The organism is Amycolatopsis coloradensis (genome assembly GCF_001953865.1).
Taxonomy (GTDB): Bacteria; Actinomycetota; Actinomycetes; order Mycobacteriales; family Pseudonocardiaceae; genus Amycolatopsis; species Amycolatopsis coloradensis.
The window spans coordinates 12539-38419 of sequence record NZ_MQUQ01000020.1 but is presented as its reverse complement, the minus strand read 5'-3'; the positions used below and the strand labels follow the sequence as shown (position 1 = coordinate 38419).

The window sequence follows — 25881 nt, the reverse complement described above, 5'->3', positions numbered from 1 at the left end:
CCGCGGGTCTAGATCCAGCCGGACTCTTTGGCGATGCGGATCGCGTCGACCCGGTTGCGCGCGTTGAGCTTCGAAACGATCGTGGTCAGGTAGTTGCGCACGGTTCCGGTGGAGAGAAAGGCCTTCGCCGCGACCTCCAGGGTGTCGCGGCCTTCCGCGGTCAACCGCAGGACGTCGATCTCGCGCGGGGTCAGCGGGCATTCCACGGTGTCCCAGGCGGCGAGCGCCAGGTCGCCGTCGACCATCCGCCGTCCGGCCGCGACGCCGCGTACGGCGTTGGCGAGCTTCTCCGCGGGGGCGTCCTTCAACAGGAACCCGTTCACTTTGGCCGCCAAGGCCCGGCGGAGCGTGCCGGGCCTGCCGAGACTGGTCAAGATCAGCGTTCTGACCTCGGGCAGCTGCTCGTGGAGTTCGGTGGCCGCGGTGAGCCCGTCCTTGCCGGGGAGATCGATGTCGATGACCGCGACCTGGGTACGCGAAGTCCGCGCGGCGGCGAGGATCTCGTCACCGGACGCCACTTCGGACACCACTTCGATGTCCGGCTCCAACCGCAGGAGCGCCACGAGCGCGCCCCTGACGATGTGCATGTCTTCGGCCACGAGAACTCGGATCACCATCGCGCCGCCCCTCCATGCACGCCCCCGTGGCCCCAAGATAAACACGCTCGGGCGAAACGCGTTCCACCGTTCGGGTGGTGAGTTCGCTTGGTCCACTTCGGCGGCGCTAGGGCAAAAGTGTCATCTGGCTACGAATTCAGCAGTCGGTCGGTGACTTTCCGTCGCCAGCCCGGCGCGCGCGGCCGCCGCCACTCGCGTTCGGGGTGCGAGTGGCGGCAGGCGGGGGTGTTCTCAGCTCGCCTCAGCCAGGGGCGGAGCGGTGCAACAGGCGCCGGTGAAGCAGTCGAAGACCTGCCCGCCCGGCCGGTTCGTCCCGTTGTCGAAATGATCGATCACCAGGTCGACCCGGCTCCCGGCGGAGTCGGTGTCGATTCCTCGGATGGCGAAGAGCGAGCGGACGTTGTCGGTCACAGCGTTCTTCATCGAGTGGCTCCCAGGCGTTCCGGTGGATTTCCTTCGATGAGGAAAGCGTGCTTCCCGGGGCCGGGAGCGGCCAGTGCCAGGAATCATCGCGAAAGTGGGCTTTTCGCCTACACCAGAAGGTTCTCCTGGACTGCTCCACTTCCGCGATCATGACCATCGGGTGGAGTAACAGGCAGGCAATCCAGTCACGGAAAGTGACTGAACCCACCTAACGGGCGACGGTGACCGACAGTGCCCAAATGGACGAACACAGACACGAATGGCTTAGTCATGCCCGCGCCCGATCAGGAGGCCAGCAGCCTCGCCAGACCCGCGTACCCGCCCTCCTTCAGCCGCACGCCCGAGGTCTTCGCGTACGCGGCGTCGGCGCGGATCCCGAGCCCCTCGACCATCCGGTTCATGAAGTTGAACAGAGCGCAGACGAGGACGGCGTCGTGCAGCGCGGCCTCGTCCCAGCCCGCCGCGAACACGGCTTCGGCGTCGGCGTCGGTCACTTTCGACGGCGTCCGCGTCAGCTTGCCCACGTAGGCCAGCACGGGCTTCATCCGGACGTCCACGGGCGAGGAGTCCAGATCGGCCAGTGCGGCGGCCAGAAGTCCTTCCGGCACACCGAAAGTCTCCGCGGTGACGGTGTGGACCCCGTGGCAGTACCGGCAATCGTTGACGCCGGAGACGTACGCGGCGATCAGTTCCCGTTCCCCCGCGCCGAACGCCGACGGCGCCCGCATGATCAGTTCGTGGAAGTCCAGCAGTTTCGACGCATGCGCGGGGAACTTCTGGAAGACCTGCAGCAACGTGGCGTCAGTCGGCAAAGACCCGAGATAGGACATCGCGTGAAACACTCCCCTTTTCCGGCGGCCGCCCGTGTTCGGCGAACCTGTCGACGTCGTCGCGGCGCAGCCAGCAGGCCGCGAGGCAGGCGACCGAAGCCGGCCCCAGCCCGGTCACCGTGGCGATGACCCTCGCGGTGGTCTGTTCCCATTCTTTACGCAGGGCACCGGCCACGGTCACCTCCGGAACTGCCGCGATCAGCGGGCGCACCGCGCGCCAGCGGGTGATCCCGGCTTCGATCAGCGCGTCGGTGTCCAGGGCGAGCGCTTCGTGCCTGGCCTGGTCCACGGCCAGCGCGACCAGTGCGGGCTCGTCGGCGATCCGCGCGAGCCCGACACCGGCGAGCAGGCGCTCGGCGTCCAAGCCCATCAGGATCACGCCTGCCTCGGTCGACGGGTCGTCGTCGATCGAGGGCAGGGTGAACCGGGAATCGTAGGGCTCAGACACGGGCGACGTCCTTCCCCGCGGACCGCAGCGGGGCGTCCCGCCGCAGGTTTTCGGCGACGGCGGCCGCGACCCGCGCGGTGGCGACGCGGTGACCGTCGATGTTGCGCGCGGCCGGGCCCAGGGCCATCCCCGCGGCCGCGCCGACGGCGAAGACCCGCGGCGCGCCGACGTAGGCGAACGTGCGCTCGTCCAGCCGGGGCCAGCCGCCACGATCCAGGACGGCCTCGTCGGGCATCAGGCCGTGGCCGATGGACGGCGTCGTGCCCAGCGCCAGGACGGCGTGGTCGGCCGTGACGGTCGTGCCGTCTTCGAGGTGGAGGCCGACGCCCGGCGTCACCTTCGCGATCGCCTTGCCGCGATGCACGACCAGCCGCCCTTCGGCTTCGGCCGCTTCGAGCATCGGCCGGAACTCGAACATGATCGACGCGCGGCGGAACCGGCCCATCAGCGCGAGCCGGTCGGACCAGCTCACGCCGTCGAAGCGGGCACGGCCTTCGGGGCGGAAGAACGACGAGTTGACGTCGGCGCATTGGTACCGCTCGCCCGCTTCACGGACGATCCAACGCACCTCGCGGCCTTGGGCGAGCCCGGTGGCGATCAGATGCGCGGCGGTCAGGCCGGCGCCGACGACAGCGAGCCGTTTCCCGCCGCTGGGAACGGGTTCGTCCCAGTAGCTCACGCCACGCGGCGGATAGCCGCCACCCCACCAGGTGTCCGGTGCGGACCGGCGCTCCTCGCCGAGGCACAGCACCGCGTGGCGGGCGGTGACGGAGAACCGGTCGGCGCGCACGGTGACGGCTTGCGTCGTCGGCAGCACCTCACGGACCGAACCGCGCCAGGTCCGTTCCGTGACGTGATGACTCGCGGCCAGATGCGTGCAGTAGGCCTCGAAGACGTCGACGGGGACGACCGAGCGGTGCCCGGCCTGCGCCATCCGGACCTCCCGGCGTTCCACCGGGGTCAGCACCGACCAGTGCAGCCGGGCGAAGTCCAGCAGTTCGCAGTCGCGGTAGCCCTCGACACCGGGGTGGTGTTCGTACGGCGACCGCAGTACGCGCTGGCCGAGCAGGTCGACGCGGTCGAAGAAGCGGCCGCAGGGGCGGCCGTCGCGGTCGACGACGACGATGTCGCGCACGCCGTGGTGCCACAGCGCGGAAGCGACGGCGAGCCCGGCGGGGCCGGCGCCGACGATGACGACGTCGGCGCCGGGTGGCGGTTCGGGGGTGGTGGCCGGGCGGGTGGCTGGCAGGACCGGCCACTCCCGGCCGCGCGGCGATTCGAGCAGACGGGGTTCCGGAACGAAGGTGATCACCGGCGTGCTCAGCCGATCACGGTCACCGGGACGATCAGCTCGATCACGGGACGCTGCCTCATCCCGTTGACGATCATCTCGTCCAGTGTCTGCTGGGACTGCTCGACCGTGTCGGTCGCGATCGGGCTGTAGCGGGAGTAGGAATAGGTCGGCTTCCGGCCGCCCGCGTCCAGCGAGTACACCTTCAGCACGGCCTCGCCGGGGCGGACCTCGCCGTCGTAGAAGGTGAGGCGGCGAAGGTCCGGCGTCATGAAGGACTTCGAGAACTGGCGGGAAAGCACCAGGGTCTCGGCGTCGTTGACGAAGGTCGAGTCCTCGTCGGTGACGACCTGCATCGCGACCCAGGTCTTGTCGGTCAGATTGGTCTCGGACTTGATCACCTGCCAACGGCCCGGCTCCGGCAGGTTGACGCTGACGGAGACGTCGTGGTCGGTGGTGTCGATCGCGCCGGAGATCATCAGCACCCGGCGACGGACGTCGGCGACCCCGGCCATCTGAATGTCACGCGCGCGTACCCGCGTGGAAACGTCGAGTCCAGGGAATTCGGGTGACGACATTTTTCCAGCCTCCAGACCTCGATAAAAGCAATTTTCGACCGGCAGAATTACCATATTCGCAAACACCGGAAGAATTTCACGCCGAAGTGGACGGTGTCAAGATGAGGAACACATGATCCACTACCGCGAAAGACCGCCGGCACCGGCGCCGAGGACTGGGCCGTTCGGCGGTACCGGTCAGGATCCGTCGGAGTCCTCGGCCCATACCGCGGCGGGCGAGCCCTGCTCCAGCGCGCCGATATAGCCGATCTCGAACGAGGAGTCGGTGCGCCGCAGCCCTATCCTGATGACGAGGTCGTGTTTCACCAGAATGATGAACTGATGCGGATCCCGGCCATCTCCGAAAATGTCGTAGATGAGAAAAGCGGATCCATCGGCTACCGCGAAGAGGGCTTCGTAGATAACATTGCGATCAGCCTGCGGGGCGTTGATCGCCCATTCTTCCAGCACCTGCAAACCCGACGTGAGCTGGAGGCGCATAGCCATCCGAAGGCCTCCTCGAGGTGTCGCCGGGTCACGGGGGATGTTCATTCTCCCGCGCGTGATACCCGGTGGTCTTCTTTGATCTTGCCGTCCATGCCGGTCGTGGCTCATGGCGCTAGTTGTAGCCGAGGACGATGTGCTCGGCCGTGGCCTCGTTTTCCGCGCTCCACCTCGGTTCCGGGACGATGGCCGCCTGCTCGGTCTCGGTGATCCCGCGCGGGTCGAAATCATCGGTCACGACCCAAATTCGCACCTGTGCCGTCATGACGTTCCTCCCGGCCTTGGATGAAGAGCTCACTTGACAACCAAGGATGGACCCGTCCGATCGGAAGCCGATCGTGGCGTGCTCGAGGACGGCTGGAGATCCCGATGAGCAAATAACGAGTCGCCGGGGAGGGGGTCCCGGTAGTCCTCTTGTCCTACCCGGAAAACCAAGGAGCACGCCATGACCGAGCGCCTCGACCCGTACGAGATCTACGCCGACGACGAGCTGGACATCGACCTGCTGGGCCTGTCGTGGCCCGACCCGGCCGTCCCCGAGCAACGAGACCCGGCACAAAAAGGACGACACGCGTGATCAGACGGCGAACTCGCGTGATCAGACGGACAACTCACCAGTTGTCCGTCTGATCACGCGAGGTGCGGGTTTCACCGCAGGGCGGAGGTACGCCAGATCGCCGGAGTCCGCGGGGACCAGGCCGAACGCGCGGGCGCGACCGGTGGGGGCGCCGTCGCCGCGAGCGCGGTGAAGACGGCGACGAGTGCCGCGAGTTCGGCGTCTTCCGGGTCCCCCCGCAGGACCCGGAAGGCCGGCGCTGTGTCCTTTTCGGACGGTGACATGGCGCTCCCCTCAGATCGGGTGGTTGCCGTGCTTGCGCTGAGGCGCCGCCTTTCGCTTGTCCTGCAGCATGTCCAGCGCCCTGGCGACGGCGGACCGCGTGTCCGCCGGGTCGATGATATCGTCCACGAGGCCCCGTTCGGCGGCGTAGTGCGGGTTCATGAACTCCTCGGTGTACTCCCCGACCAGGTGGGCGCGCAGCGCGTCCGGGTCCGGCGCGGCGGCGAGATCCTTGCGGAACAGCACGTTCACCGCGCCCTCGGCGCCCATCACGGCGATCTGGTTGGTCGGCCAGGCCAGGGAAAGATCGGTCCCGATGGACCGCGAGTCCATCACGATGTACGCACCACCGTAGGCCTTGCGCAGGATGACCTGGATCCTCGGCACGGTCGCCTCGCAGTAGGCGTGCAGCAGCTGCGCGCCGTGCCGGATGATCCCGGAGTGCTCCTGCTCGACGCCGGGCAGGAAGCCCGGAACGTCCACGAGCGTCACCAGCGGGATGCTGAACGCGTCGCAGAACCGCACGAACCGCGCCGCCTTCTGCGACGCCGGGCCGTCGAGCACGCCGGCGAACACCACCGGCTGGTTGCCGACCAGGCCGACCACACGTCCGTCGACCCGCGCGAGCGCGCACAGCACGTTCTGCGCCCATCGTTCGTGCAACTCGAAGAACTCGCCGTCGTCGGCCAGCTCCGCGAAGACGTCCCGCATGTCATAGGGCTTGTTCGGCTCCACGGGGACGAGTTCGGCGAACCGCGGCCGCCGGTCCTTGCCCGCGTCCTGCGACGGTTCGCGGGGCGCGGGGTCCAGGTAGTTCGACGGCAGCAGCGAGACCAGGTAGCGGACGTCGGCGAGGCAGGTCTCCTCGTCGTCGTGCACCACGGTCGCCACGCCGGACGACGCGCCGTGCACGTCCGCGCCGCCCAGTTCGTCGTGGCTGACGCGTTCCCCCGTCACGGTTTCGACGACGTCCGGCCCGGTCAGGTACATGCGGGCGGTGTCGCGCACCATGAAGACGAAGTCCGCGAGCGCGGGCGAATACGCCGCCCCGCCCGCGCACGGTCCCAGCACCACGCTGATCTGCGGGATGACCCCGGACGCCTCGACCTGACGGCGGAAGATGCCGCCGTAGCCGTTGAGCGCCATGACGCCTTCCTGGATCCGCGCTCCCCCGCTGTCGTTGAGCCCGATCAGCGGCGAACCGGTGGAGATCGCCAGGTCCATCACCTTGTGGATCTTCGCCGCGTGCGCCTCGCCGAGCGAACCGCCGAAGACGGTGAAGTCCTGCGCGTAGACGAACACGCGCCTGCCGTCGATGGTGCCCGAACCCGCGACGACGCCGTCGGTGTACGGCCGGTTCTCCGCCAGCCCGAGCCCGCTCGCCTGATGCCGCCGGTACAGCTCGACCTCGGTGAAGGAATCGGGGTCCAGCAACAGATCCAGCCGTTCCCGCGCGGTGTGCTTGCCGAGCGAGTGCTGCCGCCGGACGCCGTCGAGCCGTCCGTCGACGATGTGCTCGCGCAGTTCGTCGCGCTGGGTGCGCAGCAACGGCATCGTCGGTTCGGGCGGGTGCACCGGTTCGGCGCCGCGGGCGAGCGGGATCACCTGCCCGTCGGTCGCCCTCGGGATCCGGGGGCGCCGCAGCCGGTCTTCCGGCAGCGGCACCACCTCGGAATCCTCCGTGCGCTGAGCGCCCGGATCGCCTTGCAGGGTCACGCCGCCTCCTTCATCCGCGCCTCGCGCTCGAGCTCGTCCAGTTCGATCTCGCGCACGATGTCGCGCCAGCACACCCCCCGCCCGAGCCGAGGCATCGTGGTCACCACCGGCGGCCGCTCTGGCGAAAGAACCGGAGCGGGCGTGGCGGATTCGTTGATGGTCATGACAGTTCCTTTCGCTCAGGCCGACGCTCGCACGCGGCCGTCGATCTGGTGGTAGCCGCCGCCGTAGAAGACCAGCGAGTCCTGCGCGGTGCCGCGGCTGGAGGCGACCACCTTGCCGAGGAAGATCGAGTGGTCACCGCCTTCGTAGACCTCGGCCAGTTCGCATTCCAGCCACGCCAGCGCGCCGTCGAGCAGTGGGGCGCCGGTCCGCGGCCCGGCCGTCCAGTCCACCGAGTCGAACTGCGCGAGCCCCGCCGGGCGGCGCCAGTCGGCGAAGTACTTCGCGAGGTCCTTCTGGTCCGACGCCAGCACCGTCACCGCGTACGAGCCTGCCGTCACGATCGCTTCGTGCATCCGGGCCGCGCGGGAAACGCAGCACAGCACCATCGGCGGTTCGAGTGACACGGAGGTGACGGCGTTGGCGGTCATCCCGTGGGCCCGTTCGCCCCCGGCGGTCAGCACGGTGACCCCGGTGGCGAACTGGCCCATCACCTCCCGCAGCCCGGCCTGCGCGGACAACCGGCGCCGTGTGGCCGGCGTCGGCAGGCGTTTCAGCACCGGCCGCGAAGGCTCCTGAGATCCCACCGGTCACTCTCCCTTGCCGTTGACCGCGTACGGGGCCAGCGCCTCACGCAACTGCTCCGGGACCCGGCTGGGCACCGTCGCCGTGTTGGGGCCGCGCATGCACGCGATCCGCTGCCGTCCCCGTGCGACCAGCCGCTCACCTCCGTCGGTGAGGTGGACGTAGTCGAAGGTGAACTGGATCTGGGTCTGGGTCAGCTCTTCCAGCCGCAGCCGGATGGACAGCTCGTCGAACGCGGTGATCTCCGCGTAGAACTCGCAGTCGACCTTGAGCGTGAACAGCTTGAGGTCGTGGCGGACCTCTTCGAGGACCGCGGGTGCCTTGTCCTTCAGGAACATCTCGCGGCATCGGCCCTGCCAGCGCACGTAGTTCACGTAGTAGACGTTGCCCACCAGGTTGGTCTCTTCGAATCCGACCGTATGGAGGATCTCGTAGTAGTCGGCCATGTCAGTCTTCCTCTCCCTGGAGCACCGCGAAGACGACGGGATCGGTCCTGTCGTTGACGGTCGTGGCCCAGGTGGCGATGCGGGCGTTGCCGTGGGAAAGCACCGCCCAGCCGTCCGGGTCGACCCGGTGCACGGTGAGCGCCTGTGTCATGTCGCCGGTCTTGCGCACGCATTCCAGCGCGCTCCAGACCCTGGTGTGCGCGACCGAAAGCGGCTCGCGGGCGTCGGCGGCGAGCAGTTCGCCCACCGCGAGCAGATCCTCGCCGAGCAGACCCGCCCAGTCCTCCGGCGTCCGTTCGATCGCCGTCTCGACGTCGCACGCGATCCGGCCGGTACCGGCGATCGCCAGGGTCAGGTCGGCGCTGTGGGACGCGCTCACCTCGACCCCGTCGGCCTCCGGTTTCCCGTCCGGGCGGTAGCGGATCTCGAGCGGGGCGTCGACGGCGCGCCCCGCCGCCAGCGCCGTCCGCGCCCGCCGTTCCGGTGTGGTCTCGACCGGGACGCCGATCGGGTCCGGTTCGACGACGATCGCGCGGGACGAGCCGAGCAGTCGTTCGGCCGCACGCTCCAAATAGGACCCGAGCATCGACGGGACCCATGGCCCTTCACCGTCACGCTTGCGGACCGCGCGCAGTTTCAGGCCTTCCCAGCGTTCGACGAGCTTCCCGTCCGGGTTACGGACGTCGAGGTCGTAGACGTAGCTGTCACCGTCCTGCGAACGCTCGCGAGCGTCGAGGAGCACGAACTCCGGATCCTGCTCGCCGGGCTCGGCGAGATACAGCCGCTCGATCCCTTGCGGCAGCAGGGTCGCGTCCGGGACACAGCACTGGATCGCGTGCATCATCGCGTCACGGGTGCCCGGGTCGGCCAGTAGCTGTTCCTGCGGGAGGAACGGCGCGAACCAGTCGACCTCGGCGCCGGTCGCGATCTCCGCGACCGCGTGCCGCGCGCTGGCCCGCCGGTAACCGATGACCCGCTGGAATCGCTTGCCCTGGAACAAAACCGTGCCGTACAGCTCGGTCGTCGGGTCGACGGGGACCGGCGGCAGCGCGACGTCGCGGACGACGGTCTCACCGAGCGGATCCGGCCTGCTGAACCGCAACCGGGCACGGAAGTGGTCGGCGCTGAACCCGGTTTCCCCGCTGCGCAGCACCACGTCCACCGTTTCGGCGTCCCTGGCCAGCGCGGCGAGCCGGATCGTGGTCGAACCGCCCGGCGAGACGATGATCGGGCGCAGGAACTCCACGTCCGAGAACACCGGTGCCGGCAGGGATTCCACGGCCAGCGTGGCCTTGGCGACCTGGGTCATCGCCTCCATGCCGATCACCGCCGGGAACAGCAGCTGGCCGTCGAGCAGGTGGTCGGCCAGATACGGGTCGCTGCCCGCCGACAGGTCGGCCTCGGTGATCAGCTCGACCCCCGGGTAGTGCACGACCGCCCGGTCCACGAAGCGGGTCAGCGGCAGTTCGCGCTTTTCCACCGGCAGGGTGGCCAGCCCCGCGGTACGGCCGCAGACGACCAGTACCGACGGGGCGGCCGGATCGCCGACGACCTGGCGGAGGATCTCGATGCCCTCCTCGGTCGGGATGGGGGTGATGCCGTCGCGCATCAAAGCGCTGACGACACCGAGCTTTTCGCCCATCCCGGTCCCGGACCAGACCGACCATTCGAGCGCGATCGCCCGCGCATGAGGATGCTCGCGGCCGAAGCGCACGGTCAGTTCGGTCATCCAGTCGTTGGCCGTGGCGTAGTGCGCCTCACCGCGCAGGCCCGCCCGTCCGATGATGCTGCCGAAGGTGACCAGCAGTTTGATCCTGTCCTGGTCGACGGCGTCGAGGACGGCGTTGAGGCCGCCGATCTTCGGCGCCAGCGTCTTGCGGAAGGTCTCCTCGGTCAAGGAGAACAGCGCCGCGGGCTCGTTGCGGCCCGCGCCGTGCAGGACCGCGGTGACCGGGCCGAACTCGGCCTGGATCCGGCCGATGGCGTCCGCCACCTGCTGTGCGGCGGTGACGTCGGCGCGTTCGTAGCGGTAGGTGATACCCGCCGCCGCCATCCGCCCGAGGTTCTCCGAAAGTTCGGCGTCGTCGGCCGGATCGCTCCGGCCCAGCAGCGCCAGTTTCGCACCGGAGTCCTTGGCCAGCGCCAGCGCGCTTTCCGCGGTGATGCCCTTGCCGCCACCGGTGACGAGGAGGACGTCGTCCGTGCCCAGCGGAGTCCCCTCCGTTTCCGAAGGTGCGAGGGCGGCGAGCTTCGGCACCGAACGGACACCCGCCGGGTCGTAGCGGACTTCGCTGAAGTCGTTCGTCGCCGCGACCTCGGTGACCACAGTGGACACCGCCGCGCCGATCGCTTCGGGGTCGACCGGGTTGACGTCGGCGAGATCGACGATCGTGGTGCGGGCCGACGGGTCTTCCAGTCGCAGCGTCTTCGCCAGACCGGAAGCGCCGAGGCCGTGCTGCACCACGACGAACCGCGTGCCGTTGGGCGCGGCCAGCACCGCGCGGCCCGCGTCCAGGAACAATCCGACGTCATCGGCGTCGCTGTCCTCGTTCAGGCACAGGAGGACACCGTCGCCGACACCCGCGTTGGCCAGGGCCGCACGCAGCGGCTCGGCCAGCGGGTGGCCTTCGGCCGCGAACGCCGTCCACTCCGCTTTCGAGAGACCAGCGGTGGAGACGCCGGGGGTCAGATCGGGCGCGGGCCTCGGTGCGACGACGTATTCGACCGCGAACGGCCGGACCCACGGTCCGACACCGGCGACCTCGGCCTGGTTGCTGTCGGCGGGCTTGGCCGTCTGCGCGAGTTCGTCGATCATCTCGGCGAGTTCGCCGAGGCAGACGGTCGCGAAGTTCGGCATGCCCTCCAGCGCCGGACGGCCGAGCGCGCGGGTCACGTCGTTGACAAGCTGGCCGACGGTGATCGACGAAAGGTGCAGGTCGTCGAGCGGATGCGTGTCGGCGGTGACCGCTTCGAGCGGCAGTTCGACCCGCTCGGAAGCGAGTTTGCGCAGCAGGTCGAGCGTGCTGCTGCCGCCGTTTTCCGACGCCTCCCCCGCGGTGGCTTCGGTGGTGTCGGCAACGCGGTCGCGAGCCAGTTCCGCGCCGATGGACGGCGCGGCCTCACACGGGCTCGCCAGGAAGTTGAACACACCGTCGGCAGGCAGGGACCGGACGACCCGGCCGGCGAACAGCGCCGAGGTGTCCAGCGGGACACCGAACGCGAACGCGGCACCGGCGACCTTCAGCACCGCGGCCAGCGTCGGGCTGTCGGTGTCGATCGCGAGCACCGGGGTGCCGGGCGCGATCTCGCCGAACAGGCCGGTGAGCACCCGGCCGGGGCCGACCTCGATCACCAGGTCGCTGCGCTCGGCGACCTTCGCGGCCGCCTCACGGAAACGCACCGGCAGGACCACCTGGTCGCGCAGCAGATCACGCAGGTCCTCGGCGGCGTGCAGGACGTCACCGGTCACAGTGGACACCACGGGCCGGTCGAGCCGGGTGAAGGCGAACGCGGCGAGTTCCTCGGTCATCGCCTCGGCGGCCGGTTCGACCGCGGGCGAGTGGAACGCGTGGGAGACGTTGATCCTGGTCGCCGTGACGCCCTCGGCGCGGGCCAGCGCGACCACCCGCTCGATGGCGTCCGCCGGTCCGGAAAGGACGGTCTGCTCGGGCGCGTTGTAGCCGGCGATGACGACGTCCTCGCCGTCCGCGATCCGCTCGACGACGTTCGGCGCGGCCGCGATTCCCGCCATGGCGCCGTTTCCGGCGCTGGCGCCCGCCATCACCTTGCCGCGGACCTTGGCCAGCTTGAGCACTTCGCGTTCGGTGAGCGCGCCGCCCCAGTGCAGTGCGGTCAGCTCGCCGAGGCTGTGCCCGGCCGCCGTCTGCGCCTCGATCCCGAGACTCTTCAGGACTCGGAGCCCGGCCAGCGAGCCGGTGACGATGCGCGGCTGCGCGACGTCGGTGGCGACCTGGTCGGCGCCGGTGGACAGGCCCGCGGCGCGGTAGATGTCGTCGGCGTGGGCGAAGCGTTTCCGCACCGCGCCGACCGTGCCCTGCCCGGAACCCTGGCCAGGGAACAGGAAGCCGATCTTCGGTCCCTTGGTACGCGAGGTGACGAAGAGGCCTTCACCGGCGGAGAAGACTTCCGGTTCGCCTTCGCCGAGGAGGTCGAGCAGCTTGGACAGTTTGCGCTCGGCGTCCTCCGGGCTGGTCGCGACGATCGCCGCCCGCACCGGTTTTCCGGACAGTTCCACGGAAAGCGTGCCGGCGAGGTCCGCCAGCTCGGCGAGCGAAAGCTTCGGGACGACCTCCAGCAGCCCGGTCACCCGGCCGCGCAGCGACGCGGCGTCGTCGGCGTCGAGCAGCAGCAGTTCGGTGTCCTGCCGTCCGGCGACCAGCGTCCGGGTCTTCTCGTCGAGTTCCTTGCGCCGGGCCGCACCCGGCGCTTCGGTGACGGTGACGTGGGAGTTGATGCCGCCGAAGCCCATCGCCGAAACACCCGCGCGCACGGGGTGATCCGAAGGCCACAGCCCGGCCTCGGCCGGGACGTACATCCGCGCGGAGTCACCGACCAGCGACTCGTGTGGTTCGAAGTGGCCGGTCGCGGGCGGGATGACCTGGTGGTAGACCGCCAAGGTCGCCTTGATCAGCCCGGCGACCCCGGCGGCGGCCTTGGTGTGCCCGATATTGCCCTTGATCGTGCTCAGCGCGGCACGTTCGGCGAGCGGGTCGGCGTCGCGGCGGGCGGTGGAGAGCGCCTCGATCTCGGTGGCGTCGCCCAGCGCGGTGCCGGTGCCGTGCCCCTCGAAGTAGGAGACGGTCTCGACGCCGTATCCCGCCTTGTCGTAGGCCCGTTTGAGCGCAAGGCGGTGCCCCGACGCCTCAGGCCGCGTGATGCCGCCCTTGCCGTCGGACGAGACACCCCAGCCACCGATGGAGGCGTAGATCCGCTTACCCTGCGCGATGGCGTCGTCCTCGCGCATCAGCACGAGCATGCCGGAACCCTCGCCGGGCCAGAAACCGTTGGAGTCGGCGTCGTAGACCTTCATCTCGCGTTTGGCGAGTGCGCCGGTCTTGGCGAACCCGATCACCTCGAACGGGTCGATCGACAAGTCGACACCACCCGCGACGGCGACGTCGAGATCACCCTCGCACAACGCGTTCGCCGCGGTGACAACGGAAAGCAGCGACGACGAGCAGGCACCGTCCACGGTGAACCCGCCGCCCCCGAAGTCGAAGAAGTTGCAGACGCGGCCGGCGATCGTGTTCGCCAGCCCGCCCGCGAGCGAATCCTCGTCGATCTCGGGGAACGGCGCCTTGTACTGCGCCTCGAGATCGTGCAGGAACTCGACGGTGTCGCCCTCGGCCCAGCCGCGCTCGGCGAGCGCCGCCGCGACCGTGCGGCGCACGTACGGCCAGCGCAGCCGCATGATGTTGGCCCGCGAGAACTCGCCGGTGAGGCTGTTGCCGATGACCACGCCGGTGGCGGGCCTCGGCAGCCCTTCACCTTCCGGGAAACCCGCGTCCGCCAAGGCCTGCGCGGCGACGTCGAGGGCGAGCCAGTGCGTGGTGTCGGTCGACCGGAACGTGCTGCCCGCGACCTTGTACTTGATCCGGTCGAATTCGTAGTCGCGGAGGACCGCGGCCTTCTGGGCGTAGAAACGGTCCGGAGCCGCTGGGTCGGGCGAGTAGTAGTCCTCGCGGTTCATCCGCTCGTCGGGCAGTCTCCGGAACGCCCGGCGGCCGGCGAGGACGTTCTCCCACAGTTCATCCGGGGAACCGGCGTCCGGGTATCGGAGACCGATACCGACAATCGAAATCCGCTCAACGCTCATGCCACCGCACTCCCCTAGCTCTCAACCACTCAAGTCATGGAATCCGGTTCCGGCGCTCTGTCCTCAGAGGCACGGTCGCCGTCCGCATCTGCGGTCCGGTCAAGCATGAACCGGAGCAGGTCGCGGAGTCTTCTCTCATGTTGTTGAAGGCGGGCAACGAATTTGGCGACCGTGCACTTCGGACGCCCCGTCGCGACATCACCACACGTCACAACTTCGCGCGTGAAGGCCCCCTTCCCTCGGCTCAGCGAAGGGAAGGGGGCCTTCACGCGCGATCCCGACGCGTGAGTCCCCGCCAGTAGTCGAGTGGTTGCGGTATCAGGCCGCCTTGCGGATCGAAGTGCGCGACACGCGGTGTGCGGCGGCGGTGAAACTCGCCCACCCCACCAGTTCGACCAGCTCTCGATCGCCCAAACCCGCACCGGCGACCAAAGCGTCATCGACCTGATAAGGCGCCTTCGCGACCACCAAAGCCAATCGAGCCACGGGATCATCGACGCCGTCCACCCAAGCCCGGCTCAGTCCGGGCGGCGAACCGTCCCAAGTGGACAGATGCCGGAACACGACATCCCGCACGACAGGAGAGATCCCCACCGAATCGAATACCAGCGACGCACGCGAGAAGGCATCCGCGACGACCGGATTTCCCGACGCCCACGAGAAGTCGCGCGATCCAGGCGGCAAGAGATCCACGGAGACCCCCGGCGACGCGTCCTCCACGGGACGAAGAAACCGCCCCAGCACGGCCTTGGCCCGAGCACGCGCGGAATCCGGCACGGAAGAAGGCAGCGGTGACGGCCCGAGGAACACGCTCACCACCCGGTTCAGGTAGTGAAACGTGAACGCGACCGCGGTCAGCTCCGCCCGCGCCGTCGCCGACAAGGCCCCGGCGAGCGGATCCGGCACCGTCTCACCCGCCGCGATCGCCGAAGCCACCGAGGAACGCCCGAGCGAATCCAGTGCCATCCCGTGCACTTCGACACAGTATGGACACGAGTTCGCCCGCGACACCAGCGAAGCGACGACCTCCCGGTCCGCTCGGCCAGTATCCCCCGCCGCCACCAGCGATTCCCGCAGCATCACCCAGCTCGCCGCGAGAACCGCCGGCGACGGCGAATGCAGGGCGACCGGCGGGGCCAGCATGCCGAAGTCCCGTTCGAGCCCGCGGTAGACGTCGCGCACGAGCCCGGTCGCCCGGCCGAAGGGAACCGGCCGGACGTACCGGACTTCGCGCGACACCCGCCGCAGCGCGAGTCGAATTAGCGCCGGCGCCATGATCAGCCGGTCACCACGGGAAGACGGCTGACCGCCCGACGCCCGGTGATGGAACCGTCCGGAGCCGGCGCGCCATAGGAGACGTCGACGCCGCGAGCCTGGAGCGCCCGCACGATACCCGGCACCGAACGTTCGGCCAGCGCCGCGATCGTCATCGCCGGGTTCACCGTCAGCGCGCCCGGCACGGAAGCGCTGTCGGTCACGAAGATCCCCGGGTGGTTGCGAAGTTCGTGATTCGGGTGCAGCGCCGAGGTTTCCGGGTCGTCACCGATCCGGCACGACGCCAGCGGGTGCACGGTGTACGCGCCGACGACGTCGTTGGTCCACGGCGCCACCTTCGCCAGGCCGTCCTTCTCCAGGATCTCCTTGCACTCCGCGTCGGCCAGCGACCAGCCGTGCAGGGTGTTCGGCGTCGGGTCGTACTTCAGCGGGCCGCGGCCGAGCATCTGCTGCGAGATGCGGTAGGCGTTGCCGGTGGGCGGCGGCGCGCCGAAGACGCCCTCGTTGTCATCCTCGGTCATCAGGAAGATGGTCAGCCAGGACGACCACTTCTTGAGGATCTCCTTCTTCTGCGCCCCGAACCAGCGCGGTTCGTCGCCGTCCGGCACCTGAGCGAGGATCGTGCCGAGCCCGGGCGGGAAGTACAGCTGTTCCAGCGAATACCGTTCGTACTCCGGCAGCGAACCGTCGAGCTTGTCCCAGTTCGCCACGGTCGGGCCCTTGCCGATGTGGTTGGCCTCGTAGACCTTGCCGTCCTCACGGGACAGTCCGAGCACCTCGCGGACCCGCTCCTCGTTGATGATCGCGGTGTTGAGCCGCTCACCGTTACCCGAGAAGTACCGGCCGACCGCGTGCGGCATGGTGCCCAGCGCCGACTCCGAACGCTGCAGGATCACCGGTGTCGCACCGGCGCCCGCCGCGATGATGACGACCTTCGCGTCGATCGTCCCGCTCCCGGTCTGCACGCGGTAATCCGAGTCGTCGACGGTGGTGAAGTGCACGCGGTAGTCGCCGTCGTCGATCCGCTCGATCCGCTGGACCTCGTGCAGGGGCCGGATCTGCGCGCCGTGCGCGAGCGCGGCGGGCAGGTAATTGGTCAGCAACGAGCGTTTCGCGTCGAACCGGCAGCCCGCCATCATGAAGTTGCAGTTCACGCACCGGTCGTTGTCCACCGCGACCGGCGCCGGGTTGGCGGTGCGCCCGGAGTGGTCGCAGAACGCCGCCCACAGCCCGCCCGCGTACGAGACGTCGTTCCAGTCCTGTTTGGACACCGGCAGCGAATCCGAAACCCGGTCGTACCAGGGCTCCAGCGTGTCACGCGTGATCACCGAAGGCCACATGCGACGGCCGATGCTGCCGTGCCGCTCGAAGACGAACTTCGGCGCCCTCGGCATCGCGGCGAAGTACACGACGCTGCCGCCGCCGACGCAGTTGCCGCCCAGCACGCTCATCCCGTCGCCGACGACGAAGTCGAACGCCCGGGTGTAGGAGGAACCGAGCAGGTAGTCGTGCTCGAACTCCTGGGCCTCCAGCCACGGCCCGCGTTCCAGCACGGTGACCTTCGCCCCGCCCGCGGCCAAGTGGTACGCGGGGATCGAGCCGCCGAATCCGCTGCCGACGATGACGACGTCGGTCTTGTCGTAGGCGTTCATGCCGGGCTCCCGGAAGGCGTGGTGTCAGGGTGGAGTCGCGCCAACTCGCGGCGGTAGGAGAACTTCGGGAACCGCCACAGGCCGTCTTCGTCCGGCGCGGTGTACCCCATCGCCAGCAGGCCGGGGTGGCCCTCGGCGATGGCTTCGGCGGTGTGCTTGTGCGCCGCGCTGTCGAAGGACATGTTGCAGAACAAGGCGAGGCTGACCCAGCCGTCCTTCTCCGGATGTCCCGGCGCGGTCAGGGACTTCACCAGCGCCGTCCTGTCCTCGAAGGACAGTGCGACGAACGACGGCAGCGACTCGTCCAGCGTGAGGTCCTGTTCCTTGGCGTAGACCTTCGCGTGTTCGTTGAGGGACTGTGCCAGATAGGGAAGTCCGACGGTCACCCCGGTCGCCTCGGTGTGCAGTAGTTCGAGCGCGCCCGCCACGACAGCGCCCGGCCCCGCCGCGGCGCCGGCGATCGCGTGATCGCCGGGGAACCGCTTCTCCCCCGGCAGGATCGTGTCCGCGTAAGCCTCCAAAGTGGACACCTTGACCTGTTCGTCCGAATCCACGGCGCCTACCTCCTGTTCCTGGTGTGCACGGTCATCGGCAGCCCGCCGCGCACCCGGAGCGACAGCATCGCCTCGGGAACCACGTCGTAGCCCGGGAGTTTCCTGAGATCCAGGTCGCGCAGGACCATCGTCAGCACGAAAACGGCCTCCATCACGCCGAGGCTGTTGCCGATGCAGAACCGCGGCCCGGCGCCGAACGGGATGTAGGCGTACCGGGGCCGCCCGCTCGGCCGGTCCGGGTCGAACCGGTCCGGGTCGAACTTCTCCGGCTCCGGCCAGAAGTCCGGGTGCCGGTGCAGCGTGTAGGGCACGACGACGACGTCGGACCCGGCCGGGATGTGGTAGCCGCCGATCTCGTCGTCGGCCTGCGCCACCCGCGGCAGCAGCCACACCGGCGGGTACAGCCGCATGACCTCCTCGACGACCCGCGCCGTGTACGGCAACCGGTGCAGATCCTCGTGGGTGGGCAACTGGTCGCCCAGTACCGAATCGGCCTCGGCACGCAGTTTCGCCGCGACCTCGGGGTGTTCGTCGAGCAGGTGGAACGCCCAGCCCAGCGTGCTCGCCGTCGTCTCGTGCCCGGCCAGCAGCAGGGTGATCAGCTCGTCCCGCATCTGTTCGCGGGTCCCGTCGGTCGCGATCAGCCGGGACAGGACGTCTTCCCCGTTCTCGACCGGGTTCGCGAACCGCTCCTCGACGAGTTGCTCGGCGATGCGGCGGAGGTCGTCCCGCGATTCCCGGAACCGCAGTTGTTTCTTCAGCGGAGCCCATTGCGGGACCATGCTCAGCGTCACCGCTTCGAACATCGCCTGGTCCTGCACGGCCTCGAAGGAGTGGCCCAGCGAGGTGAACCCGCCGAGGTCCGCGTCGAGCAACGTCTTGCCGAGCACGCCGAGGGTCAGCCCGGTCATCTCGTGCAGGATCTCGATCGGCCCGCCCGCGTCACGCAAACGTTTCACGAGGCCTTCGACCTCGTTCGCGACGACCGAGGCCTGCCGCGCGATCCGCTTGGGCTGGAACACCGGCTGGATCGTGCGGCGCTGCTTCTTCCAGACCTCGCCGTCACTGGTGAGCAGCCCGTCGCCGAGCGCCCGCCTGGCCTCCTGGAGGCCGATTCCCTTGTGGTAGTTGGCCGCGTTGTCCGCGAGCACGTGTTTCGCCAGCTCGGGGTGGTTGACCAGGTACATCGTCTTCGGGCCGATCGCGATCCGGACGACGTCCCCGTAGGCCTCCGCCGAGCCCGACATGAGCGCCAGCCGGTCGGTGAAAAGCTTCTTCAGCAGACCGAAGGTCGCTCGGCGCGGCGGCCCGGGGGGCGCGAGACGCGCCCCCCGGGTGACTTCCGCACTCTGACTCATGCCGCCACGGCCCCGGCTTCTTCGGTCCCCGTCTTCCCGGCGGGCTTGGGCAGGGTCGTGATCTCGGCCGACTTCGCCTGCTCCGCTTCCCACTTAGCGGTGGCCTTCTGCGAGAAGTGCAGGCCCCACAGGAACATCCCGCGGATCAGGCAGACGAGGGCGGTGGCCAGGAACAAGCCGTACGCCACATGGACCACCATGAAGAACCCGTAGGCGATCGCCACCCCCGAACCGAACAGGATCTGCGACGCCGGCTTCGACGGGGTCGTGCCCGGGTCGGTGACCATGTAGTTCGTGTAGAGCACGAACGCCACCCCGGTCATCATCCCGAGCGCGCCGGGGATCGCGGTGTCGAACACCAGACCTCGGATGATCGCCTGGAGCGCGAAGGTGATGAGCCACGCGCCGATCAGCCACATCCGCTGGGTCAGCAGCGCGTTGAGCACCGTGCCCGACACCATGATGATGCCGACGATCAGCCAGCCGACCCACGAGTCGACCTGCTCGGTGAAGTGGTACGGCGGAGCGATGCTCGCCCAGGGGAACACCAGCAGGATGATCGTGATGCCGAAGTTCGACGGGTTCATGTAGTGCCGGAGCCTGCCGCGCACCGGGGCCTGGAGGACCCATTTGGCGCCGACGGCGACCACCACGCCGAAGATCATCACGAGGACCTGGTCGTTGACGTAGGTCAGCATGTTGAGCGCGAGACCGGTGATGTGCGCCGGGAACAGGAACTCCACGAGTCCCTTGAAACCGTTGCCGCGGAACCGGACGGGACGGCCCTGCGCCCGGGCGCCGATGATCTCCAGCAGGATTTCCGTGGTGTACGCCGTCGCCAGCGCGATGAACGGATAGGTGTACGGCTGCTCGAACCCGAGCACGGTGTAGCCGATGATGTTGAAGATGGTGATCGAGATCGCGAACCGGCGAAGGGCCGTGATCGTCTTGTTGCTCTTCGGTGCGGTCAGTGTCTGCTCAGCCATGACGGGTCACTTCTCCTTAGCCTGAGCGCCGAGCTGGAACGTGTGGTTGCCCGGGGTCAGCTGGACTTCCTGGGTGCGGATCGTCCCGGTCAGGTCGCGCCACTGCAGGCACACCTTCACCGGCCCGGTGACCTTGCCGAGTCCGATCTGGATCTCGTGGCTGCGCTTGCCGGAGTGGCCGCTGCCACCGTCGACGCGGTCCATGTACTTCTTGCCGTCGGGGGTGATGACGGTGACCTGCGCGCCGATCGCCGCGGTGCCCGCCGCCTTCAGCGGACCCTCCGCCGGAGCCTTGTCGTGCACCAGCTTCAGGTTCAGGTACGAACCGGTGTCGGCGCTGACGTTGCGGTAGAAGATCGGCTGCTCCCACTGGCGGGCCACGGCGAAGTCGAGCTTGCCGTCACCGTCGGCGTCGCCGGTGGCGATTCCGCGGGTGGGCACCGGGACCGCGAGCCCGAGGCGCGGGGCCAGGTCGGTGTAGCGGCCGTCGGGGCCCTTGGCCCAGAAGTGCAGGGTGTGGTCGCCACCGACGTCGTCACCGGCGACCATGTTCGGCCAGAAGTAGGGGTGCTTCAGCAGTTCGTCGTTGGACGTCGCCAGTTCTTGCAGCTGCGGCCAGCGGTTGACGTCGCCCTTGACGAAGCCGGTCGCCTGGGTGATCACCGATTCGCCGCTGTTGTTGTAGTCGGCGATCTTGACGTCCCAGCCCCAGCCGGACCACGCGGTGCCGGCCTGTGCGCTGCGGTCGACCCACGGTGCCTCGCCGCCCTGGAGACGACCACGCAGATCCGCGGTGTCCTGGGCGGTGTTCATGAACTGGAAGTGGCTTTCCTCGATACCCCAGGACGTCGTGATGTTGCTGACGTACAGGTCGTAGAGGCCGTCGTGGTCGAGGTCGGCGAAGTCGACGCCCATGCCCTTGAAGGAGTCGTTGCCGAGCACCTTGGACTTCGGCTCGTTCGGCCCGCGGATCCCCTTCACCTCGGCGAATTCGACGTGTCCGGGGCGGGACTTGTTGTACAGCAGGCGGTCGTGACCGAAGTCGTTGCCGATGTAGAGCTCCGGCAGGTTGTCCCCGTCGACGTCGGTCGCGCTGGCCGCGAGCGACCAGCCGCCCTGGGCGTCGGCCGGGATGGCCTTGTCGTCGAGGGCGAACGACGCGGTCGGCTTCGCGCCCTGGGTGGCGCCGGTGAACCGCAGGATGTACTTGCCGCCCGCGTTGTCCGCGTGCGACATCGACTTGTTCATCTCGACCCCGCCCTGGACGCGGTCGTCCAGCACCGCGCTGTCGGGGAAGTAGTTGCCGATGAAGATGTCCTGGTGGCCGTCGCCGTCGAAGTCACCGACGGTCGCGGCGTTGGTGTTCCACAGTGGACCGGAGTATTCGCCGTTCTTGGAGTTGTTGCCCGGCACCAGTTCCACCGGCTCGTAGGCCTTCGGGTCGAGCTTCGTGGCGCCCGGCTTCGCCAGGAAGGCGATCGGCGTGCGGCCCCAGTAGTAGGCCAGCAGGTCGACCCGGCCGTCTTCGTTCAGGTCGGCGGGCACGCAGCCCATGGGGGCGATGTACTTGCCCATCGGCAGCGGCGCGGCGTCGAGCGCGAACGGCGCGTACCGGTCGCCGCCCTTGCCCGGCGTCGGGGTGACGACCACCTGGTCGCTGCGCGGGTCGACGAAGCACAGGTCGTTGGCGAGCTTGTCACCGTCGAGGTCGTTGACCGCGATCGCGGCGCCGACCGACGAGATCCAGGCGCGGATGTGCTCGTACTCCTTGTTCACCGTCCGGATCGACTGGCTCTTCGCCGCCTCCGGCAAGGCGATCGTCAACGGCTCGAACGCGTACTTCGACGCCATGGTGTCCGCGTCGGCGGTCGAGGCCGTCGGCAGCTGGGCCACCACGAACAGTCCCGCCATCAGCAACAGCGCCACGATGCCCGCCAGCTGCTTGCGGAGCCAGCCCAAGGTCGCGGTCATTTACCTGCACCTCCGTGTTTATCGGTCAGCGCGCTACCGCGATCACGTCGCCAGGGCGCTACTTTTCGGTGAACGTGCGATCGCGTCGTCGGGCACCTTGCCGCCGCGATCGCGGGGCCTCCGGCCAGGGGCGCGCAGAGGGGGGCAAGCGATGTCTGCATCGTCAGCTCCGCTTCCCGGCCGAAAGGATCGCTTCGGCGATGCGCTGTCGCCAGGTTTCGAAATGCGGGAGTTCACCGTCGACGACCACGGCGGGGCGAACTTCCTGGGTGATGGCCGCGGCGCGCTCGGCCGGCAGCCCGCAGATCGCCTGGGTGGCGACCTCGGTCTCGGGGATCAGCAATCCGGCGCGAACCCGGGCCTCGGCGGCGAAAGCGCTGCCCTGGGCCAGGTTCCCGCGGTGTTCACCGGCGAACTCGGCCAGCTTCAGCAGTTCGTCGGAGGTGACACCGCACGCGTAGGTCGAGGCGAGCCCGATCCCGGCGTAGAGATCTCCGTGCCGCTGCTTGGGGAACCTCGCGACGGTGTCGGTGACGAGATCGACGTCGGTGCCGCAGATGAACCACAGCGCCCGGCCGATGCCCTGGTCGATCGCCCGCAACGAGTAGCCGTTGTTGCCGGCGGGCCAGGCGAAGTCCGGGTCCTGGAACTGACCGTCGACGTACTTGGCGGTCTTGAAGTAGGCCTGGTGGAAGCCGTACCCGTCGAGCACCAGCCAGCGCAGCAACGGGTCGAAGTCCTCGGCGGAGGGCCAGCGGAAGCGCGGCAGCCGCGCCATCGCCCAGCCGACGCCGACGTAGATGATGTAGTCGTGCTTCTCACCGGGACCGTCGAGGAGGTCCGCGATATGCCCGCGGCCTCCCCCCGGCAGGCCGTCCAGCATTCCGTAACCCATTCCCGCGCCTTCGTAGGCGAAGCCACGGAATTTGACCGGAATTCGCTCGAGCCATTCTTCCGCCTGTTCGACGGAACGCGCTTCGACCGCGTGCGCGTAGCCGAGCAGGAATTTCTCCCCGACGGTCTCCAGCAATTCTTGAGCGGCTGGGCTCTTCTTGTGGAAACCCCGCTTGTCCAGCGACGTCTCGGAGACGTCCGGTGTGATCATGCGACGTCTTAACGTGCGCCAACCATTGCCCAACGCACTCTCCCCCTATCGGGTGGATTCGAATTCTGCGGACTGGTTAAAGGCTCACATGCGTGCTGACACGGCAGCTACTCCACGGTTGCGCCCGCGGTTCTCCCGGTTTGCGTGAACCGGGAGAACCGGGAATAGACCTGATTCAGGCCACCGCGCGGAGATAGTCGGGAGCGGGCATGGTCATGCGGTTCCCGGTCGACGTCGGGTTCCCGGCGAGGGTGATCGCCATCGGCGCGTCGGTCGGCTGCGGGGTGCGCATCGGCATCCGCAGGTGGACCCGGCCGTACCGGGTGATGTCGACGCGGCCGGGCAGGGTACCGACGGAGAACGACGACGCCGCGGTCCCGGCGGCGTGCTCCGCGACCGCGATCACGGTCCACCTGCCCTCGGGGACGTTCTGGATTTCGATGTCCGCGGAAAGGACGTTCGCCCGTCCGCCGAACGCGACCGGGCCGCACTGCGGGATCGACTCGGCGAACAGTCCGATGAGGACACTCGCCGGGCCCGCTCCGCGCGGGGTCTCGACGCGCACACTGATCGTCCCGGTGCCGCTGCGCATCGACGCACAGCCCATTCCGGCGCTGTGCAGGGCTTCCAGCGACGGCAGCCGCTGGAAATGCGGGGCCAGCGCCACGAGCAGCTCGCCGACCTCCGGGTCACGGTACTGGGTCGGGGTCATCCCGACCGCACGGGTGAAGCGGCTGGTGAACGTGCCGACACTGCTGTAGCCGACACTGCAGACGATGTCCGACACCGTCAACGACGTCGTGAGCAGCAGTCGTTTCGCTTCGAAGAGCCGGATCGCGGTGAGGTACCGGCCGGGGGTCACCCCGGTCGCCTTGGTGAAGATCCGCGAGAAGTGGAACGGGCTGACGAAGACTTCGGAGGCCAGATCCCCCAGTGTGATCGGGTCGAAGTACCTCGCGTGCATCGCGGAGATGGCCTGCAGCACCGCGGGTTGCAAGGGAGACGCCGGCTCGGGGAGCCGACGGGGTTCGGTGACGCCTTTCTCGTTCGCCGCCGTGGCGACTGTTCGTAGCTGCATCAGACCAACCTCGGATTCGCTGTCGCTTTTCCTCTGCACGCCAGCAAACGCCGCACCGATTTCGAAGCACTCGACGCGCGATCGAGAAGGGGTCTGCGCAGGGGTGGTCCAGCTCCGCGCGTCCGCCGTCCAAGCATGCGTGATCGCCGCCTGATCACGCGAGTTCGCCGTTCGATCACGCGAGGAGGTCGAGCACGCACTCCCCGACGCCCACCTCGGCGGGCCATTCGAGCTTCAGGGCGCGGTCGACGCGGTCGCCGGCGTCGACCGGGACGGCGTGTGCGGCCAGTCCCATGGCGCGGGCGACGAGGTAGAGCGTCTGCTGCAACGCGCCGACGTGCGCCAGGGTCGTGGCGTACGCGCCGCCGCCGAGCACCGACGCCATCCTCGGCATCCGCGCGGTCACCGTGATCAGCGCCGAGGGCCGCCGATGGTTGCCGCCGCCGATCATCGCCATGTCGAGCATCGCGTCCAGGTCGGCCTCGTCGTCGTTGACCAAGCCGAGGCGGTGATCGAGCGGGTCGTAATGGTAGATCCCGCGCGCCAGCCCCGAACAACGGTTGACCGAGACGTACAGCTCGAGTTCGTACAGGCACGCGACACTGAAATACGGCCGCTGCGAAGCGTTGTGGCTGGGGCCGTTCGGGCCGTGTCCATCGGGGAAGTGCGCGGGCCCGATCGACCGGATCCGCGCGCCACGGAACAGGAACTCGCCGATCTGCTCGGCGGACAGCTCCCCCTCGGTGAACTCGGGACAGGTGTGATCGTTCTCCAGCAACGCCGTCAGCGTCGGATCGGTCTCCGCGCGGTCGGCCAGATCCGGCCGGTAGAGCGAGTAGACCGGCCCCTCGCCGGTGGCGGCCTTGACCACCGGCGGTTTCCCGAGCCCCGGCAGCTCGGCCGGGCCACCGGGCCGCCAGGTCCGGCTCGTGGTGTGGAACAACAGTTCGTCCGGGGACCACAGGCCGAGTTCCGGATCCTCGTCCTCGGCGAACCGGCCGTGCTCCCCCGCGACCCCGGCGACGCCCGCGGCGACCAGATAGGACACGATCGCGCCGACCACCCCCGGCTCGATCCCGGTCGTGGACACGATCTCGCCCACCGACTTCGCCGTCGCCAGCGTCGCCGCGACGTGCACCGCCCACGGCTGGTACAGCACGACGCGGTAGCGCGCGGACGGCGACTCCAGCCCCATGCCGTAGGCGTCGGAGCGCAGGGAACAGAAGCGGGACAACCGGATCGGGCGCGCGGCAGGGATCTCGACCGGCGCGAACACCGGGGCGAGCGCCACCGGGATCACCGACAGCAGCGGCCCTCTCCCGTCGGCGAGACCGAGTGAACGCACCACGGAACCGCCGAGTTCCTTGAGTGCCCGCCGCAGCGCGTCGGCCCCCTCCGCGGTCCAGCTCAGCTCGCCTTCGAGGTCGGGCTCCCGCTCGTCAGGCTCCCAAGAGGACGTCACGTTCGCCAGCGAGATCGGCCCCAAGGCCATCCGCCGCAACGATTCCCGGACCAGTGGCTCGGCGCGGTCGAAGTCGTGCTCCCCCCAGCGCGTGACGACCACCAATGAGCCGTCCTCACCGATCTCGACAAGGCTGTCGTCGGTGAGCGACCACAGGGGGATCGTCTCGGCCACACCGCCGGGGGGA

Annotated in this window: 24 protein-coding genes; 1 reads left to right on the top strand and 23 read right to left on the bottom strand. The window is 68.9% G+C overall.

Annotated features, from left to right (window positions below):
- Positions 1 to 8 precede the first annotated feature (8 nt).
- The 8 genes from BS329_RS32730 to BS329_RS44020 all read right to left on the bottom strand — a co-directional run bounded on the left by BS329_RS32730 (position 9) and on the right by BS329_RS44020 (position 4935).
- On the bottom strand, positions 9 to 614 hold the full coding sequence (locus tag BS329_RS32730) for a response regulator transcription factor (RefSeq protein WP_076166594.1): 606 nt from the start codon (positions 612 to 614) through the stop codon (positions 9 to 11).
- 234 nt (positions 615 to 848) lie between these two features.
- Entirely contained in the window at positions 849 to 1040 is a 192-nt protein-coding gene (locus tag BS329_RS32725; protein WP_076165853.1) for a hypothetical protein, read from the bottom strand.
- A 284-nt stretch (positions 1041 to 1324) separates the two neighbouring features.
- Positions 1325 to 1870 (bottom strand): carboxymuconolactone decarboxylase family protein, encoded by a 546-nt coding sequence (locus BS329_RS32720; RefSeq protein ID WP_076165850.1) that lies wholly within the window; start codon positions 1868 to 1870, stop codon positions 1325 to 1327.
- Entirely contained in the window at positions 1842 to 2318 is a 477-nt protein-coding gene (locus BS329_RS32715; RefSeq protein WP_076165848.1) for a DUF6187 family protein, read from the bottom strand. Before BS329_RS32715 ends, BS329_RS32720 begins: the two co-directional genes overlap by 29 nt.
- On the bottom strand, positions 2311 to 3630 hold the full coding sequence (locus tag BS329_RS32710; protein ID WP_076165845.1) for an FAD-dependent oxidoreductase: 1320 nt from the start codon (positions 3628 to 3630) through the stop codon (positions 2311 to 2313). Before BS329_RS32710 ends, BS329_RS32715 begins: the two co-directional genes overlap by 8 nt.
- Before the next feature lie 8 nt (positions 3631 to 3638).
- Positions 3639 to 4124 (bottom strand): DUF6423 family protein, encoded by a 486-nt coding sequence (locus tag BS329_RS32705; RefSeq protein ID WP_076166591.1) that lies wholly within the window; start codon positions 4122 to 4124, stop codon positions 3639 to 3641.
- 240 nt (positions 4125 to 4364) lie between these two features.
- On the bottom strand, positions 4365 to 4673 hold the full coding sequence (locus BS329_RS32700) for a DUF6235 family protein (protein WP_076165842.1): 309 nt from the start codon (positions 4671 to 4673) through the stop codon (positions 4365 to 4367).
- A 112-nt stretch (positions 4674 to 4785) separates the two neighbouring features.
- Positions 4786 to 4935 (bottom strand): hypothetical protein, encoded by a 150-nt coding sequence (locus BS329_RS44020; protein WP_167480046.1) that lies wholly within the window; start codon positions 4933 to 4935, stop codon positions 4786 to 4788.
- A 180-nt stretch (positions 4936 to 5115) separates the two neighbouring features.
- Between BS329_RS44020 and BS329_RS45245 the strand changes: the two genes are divergently transcribed.
- A complete protein-coding gene (locus tag BS329_RS45245) occupies positions 5116 to 5247 on the top strand; it encodes a hypothetical protein (RefSeq protein ID WP_279628219.1) in 132 nt (43 codons plus the stop codon).
- 71 nt (positions 5248 to 5318) lie between these two features.
- Here BS329_RS45245 and BS329_RS32695 read toward each other — a convergent pair whose 3' ends face one another.
- From BS329_RS32695 to BS329_RS32630, 15 genes are all read right to left on the bottom strand, one after another.
- On the bottom strand, positions 5319 to 5510 hold the full coding sequence (locus tag BS329_RS32695) for an acyl-CoA carboxylase subunit epsilon (RefSeq protein WP_076165840.1): 192 nt from the start codon (positions 5508 to 5510) through the stop codon (positions 5319 to 5321).
- Between the two features lie 10 nt (positions 5511 to 5520).
- A complete protein-coding gene (locus BS329_RS32690) occupies positions 5521 to 7062 on the bottom strand; it encodes an acyl-CoA carboxylase subunit beta (RefSeq protein WP_425266390.1) in 1542 nt (513 codons plus the stop codon).
- Positions 7063 to 7220: 158 nt separating this feature from the next.
- Positions 7221 to 7388, bottom strand: coding sequence for a DUF6222 family protein (locus tag BS329_RS44015; protein WP_167480045.1), 168 nt, complete (start codon positions 7386 to 7388; stop codon positions 7221 to 7223).
- A 15-nt stretch (positions 7389 to 7403) separates the two neighbouring features.
- On the bottom strand, positions 7404 to 7973 hold the full coding sequence (locus tag BS329_RS32685) for a flavin reductase family protein (protein ID WP_076165834.1): 570 nt from the start codon (positions 7971 to 7973) through the stop codon (positions 7404 to 7406).
- Positions 7974 to 7976: 3 nt separating this feature from the next.
- The gene (locus BS329_RS32680) at positions 7977 to 8417 is read right to left on the bottom strand and encodes an acyl-CoA thioesterase (RefSeq protein ID WP_076165831.1); all 441 of its coding nucleotides are present in this window, start codon (positions 8415 to 8417) and stop codon (positions 7977 to 7979) included.
- 1 nt (position 8418) lies between these two features.
- On the bottom strand, positions 8419 to 14253 hold the full coding sequence (locus BS329_RS32675) for a type I polyketide synthase (RefSeq protein WP_076165829.1): 5835 nt from the start codon (positions 14251 to 14253) through the stop codon (positions 8419 to 8421).
- A 318-nt stretch (positions 14254 to 14571) separates the two neighbouring features.
- The gene (locus BS329_RS32670) at positions 14572 to 15528 is read right to left on the bottom strand and encodes a carboxymuconolactone decarboxylase family protein (RefSeq protein ID WP_076165826.1); all 957 of its coding nucleotides are present in this window, start codon (positions 15526 to 15528) and stop codon (positions 14572 to 14574) included.
- A gap of 2 nt (positions 15529 to 15530) precedes the next feature.
- The gene (locus BS329_RS32665; RefSeq protein ID WP_076165824.1) at positions 15531 to 17180 is read right to left on the bottom strand and encodes a GMC family oxidoreductase; all 1650 of its coding nucleotides are present in this window, start codon (positions 17178 to 17180) and stop codon (positions 15531 to 15533) included.
- Positions 17177 to 17734, bottom strand: a complete 558-nt coding sequence (locus BS329_RS32660) for a DUF5987 family protein (protein ID WP_076165821.1) — start codon at positions 17732 to 17734, stop codon at positions 17177 to 17179. The genes BS329_RS32665 and BS329_RS32660 overlap by 4 nt, the downstream gene beginning before the upstream one ends.
- 5 nt (positions 17735 to 17739) lie before the next feature.
- Positions 17740 to 19092, bottom strand: a complete 1353-nt coding sequence (locus BS329_RS32655; RefSeq protein WP_076165818.1) for a cytochrome P450 — start codon at positions 19090 to 19092, stop codon at positions 17740 to 17742.
- Positions 19089 to 20078, bottom strand: a complete 990-nt coding sequence (locus BS329_RS32650; protein WP_076165816.1) for an enediyne biosynthesis protein — start codon at positions 20076 to 20078, stop codon at positions 19089 to 19091. The genes BS329_RS32655 and BS329_RS32650 overlap by 4 nt, the downstream gene beginning before the upstream one ends.
- A 6-nt stretch (positions 20079 to 20084) precedes the next feature.
- A complete protein-coding gene (locus BS329_RS32645) occupies positions 20085 to 22049 on the bottom strand; it encodes a CRTAC1 family protein (RefSeq protein ID WP_076165813.1) in 1965 nt (654 codons plus the stop codon).
- Between the two features lie 163 nt (positions 22050 to 22212).
- Entirely contained in the window at positions 22213 to 23154 is a 942-nt protein-coding gene (locus tag BS329_RS32640; protein WP_244197388.1) for a DUF1702 family protein, read from the bottom strand.
- 175 nt (positions 23155 to 23329) lie between these two features.
- On the bottom strand, positions 23330 to 24232 hold the full coding sequence (locus BS329_RS32635; protein ID WP_076165808.1) for a helix-turn-helix domain-containing protein: 903 nt from the start codon (positions 24230 to 24232) through the stop codon (positions 23330 to 23332).
- A gap of 175 nt (positions 24233 to 24407) precedes the next feature.
- Positions 24408 to 25868 (bottom strand): SagB family peptide dehydrogenase, encoded by a 1461-nt coding sequence (locus tag BS329_RS32630; protein WP_076165805.1) that lies wholly within the window; start codon positions 25866 to 25868, stop codon positions 24408 to 24410.
- Positions 25869 to 25881: the final 13 nt, after the last annotated feature.

What these genes read in the sequence shown, in the direction of transcription:
- BS329_RS32720 (WP_076165850.1), bottom strand. Translation starts at nt 1,870, where the DNA reads ATGTCCTATCTCGGGTCTTTGCCGACTGACGCCACGTTGCTGCAGGTC.
- BS329_RS45245 (WP_279628219.1), top strand. Translation starts at nt 5,116, where the DNA reads ATGACCGAGCGCCTCGACCCGTACGAGATCTACGCCGACGACGAGCTG.
- BS329_RS32655 (WP_076165818.1), bottom strand. Translation starts at nt 19,092, where the DNA reads ATGAGTCAGAGTGCGGAAGTCACCCGGGGGGCGCGTCTCGCGCCCCCC.
- BS329_RS32705 (WP_076166591.1), bottom strand. Translation starts at nt 4,124, where the DNA reads ATGGCCGGGGTCGCCGACGTCCGTCGCCGGGTGCTGATGATCTCCGGC.
- BS329_RS32635 (WP_076165808.1), bottom strand. Translation starts at nt 24,232, where the DNA reads ATGCAGCTACGAACAGTCGCCACGGCGGCGAACGAGAAAGGCGTCACC.
- BS329_RS44015 (WP_167480045.1), bottom strand. Translation starts at nt 7,388, where the DNA reads ATGACCATCAACGAATCCGCCACGCCCGCTCCGGTTCTTTCGCCAGAG.
- BS329_RS32650 (WP_076165816.1), bottom strand. Translation starts at nt 20,078, where the DNA reads ATGGCTGAGCAGACACTGACCGCACCGAAGAGCAACAAGACGATCACG.
- BS329_RS44020 (WP_167480046.1), bottom strand. Translation starts at nt 4,935, where the DNA reads ATGACGGCACAGGTGCGAATTTGGGTCGTGACCGATGATTTCGACCCG.
- BS329_RS32645 (WP_076165813.1), bottom strand. Translation starts at nt 22,049, where the DNA reads ATGACCGCGACCTTGGGCTGGCTCCGCAAGCAGCTGGCGGGCATCGTG.
- BS329_RS32680 (WP_076165831.1), bottom strand. Translation starts at nt 8,417, where the DNA reads ATGGCCGACTACTACGAGATCCTCCATACGGTCGGATTCGAAGAGACC.
- BS329_RS32695 (WP_076165840.1), bottom strand. Translation starts at nt 5,510, where the DNA reads ATGTCACCGTCCGAAAAGGACACAGCGCCGGCCTTCCGGGTCCTGCGG.
- BS329_RS32675 (WP_076165829.1), bottom strand. Translation starts at nt 14,253, where the DNA reads ATGAGCGTTGAGCGGATTTCGATTGTCGGTATCGGTCTCCGATACCCG.
- BS329_RS32700 (WP_076165842.1), bottom strand. Translation starts at nt 4,673, where the DNA reads ATGGCTATGCGCCTCCAGCTCACGTCGGGTTTGCAGGTGCTGGAAGAA.
- BS329_RS32725 (WP_076165853.1), bottom strand. Translation starts at nt 1,040, where the DNA reads ATGAAGAACGCTGTGACCGACAACGTCCGCTCGCTCTTCGCCATCCGA.
- BS329_RS32640 (WP_244197388.1), bottom strand. Translation starts at nt 23,154, where the DNA reads ATGATCACACCGGACGTCTCCGAGACGTCGCTGGACAAGCGGGGTTTC.
- BS329_RS32670 (WP_076165826.1), bottom strand. Translation starts at nt 15,528, where the DNA reads ATGGCGCCGGCGCTAATTCGACTCGCGCTGCGGCGGGTGTCGCGCGAA.
- BS329_RS32665 (WP_076165824.1), bottom strand. Translation starts at nt 17,180, where the DNA reads ATGAACGCCTACGACAAGACCGACGTCGTCATCGTCGGCAGCGGATTC.
- BS329_RS32690 (WP_425266390.1), bottom strand. Translation starts at nt 7,062, where the DNA reads ATGCCGTTGCTGCGCACCCAGCGCGACGAACTGCGCGAGCACATCGTC.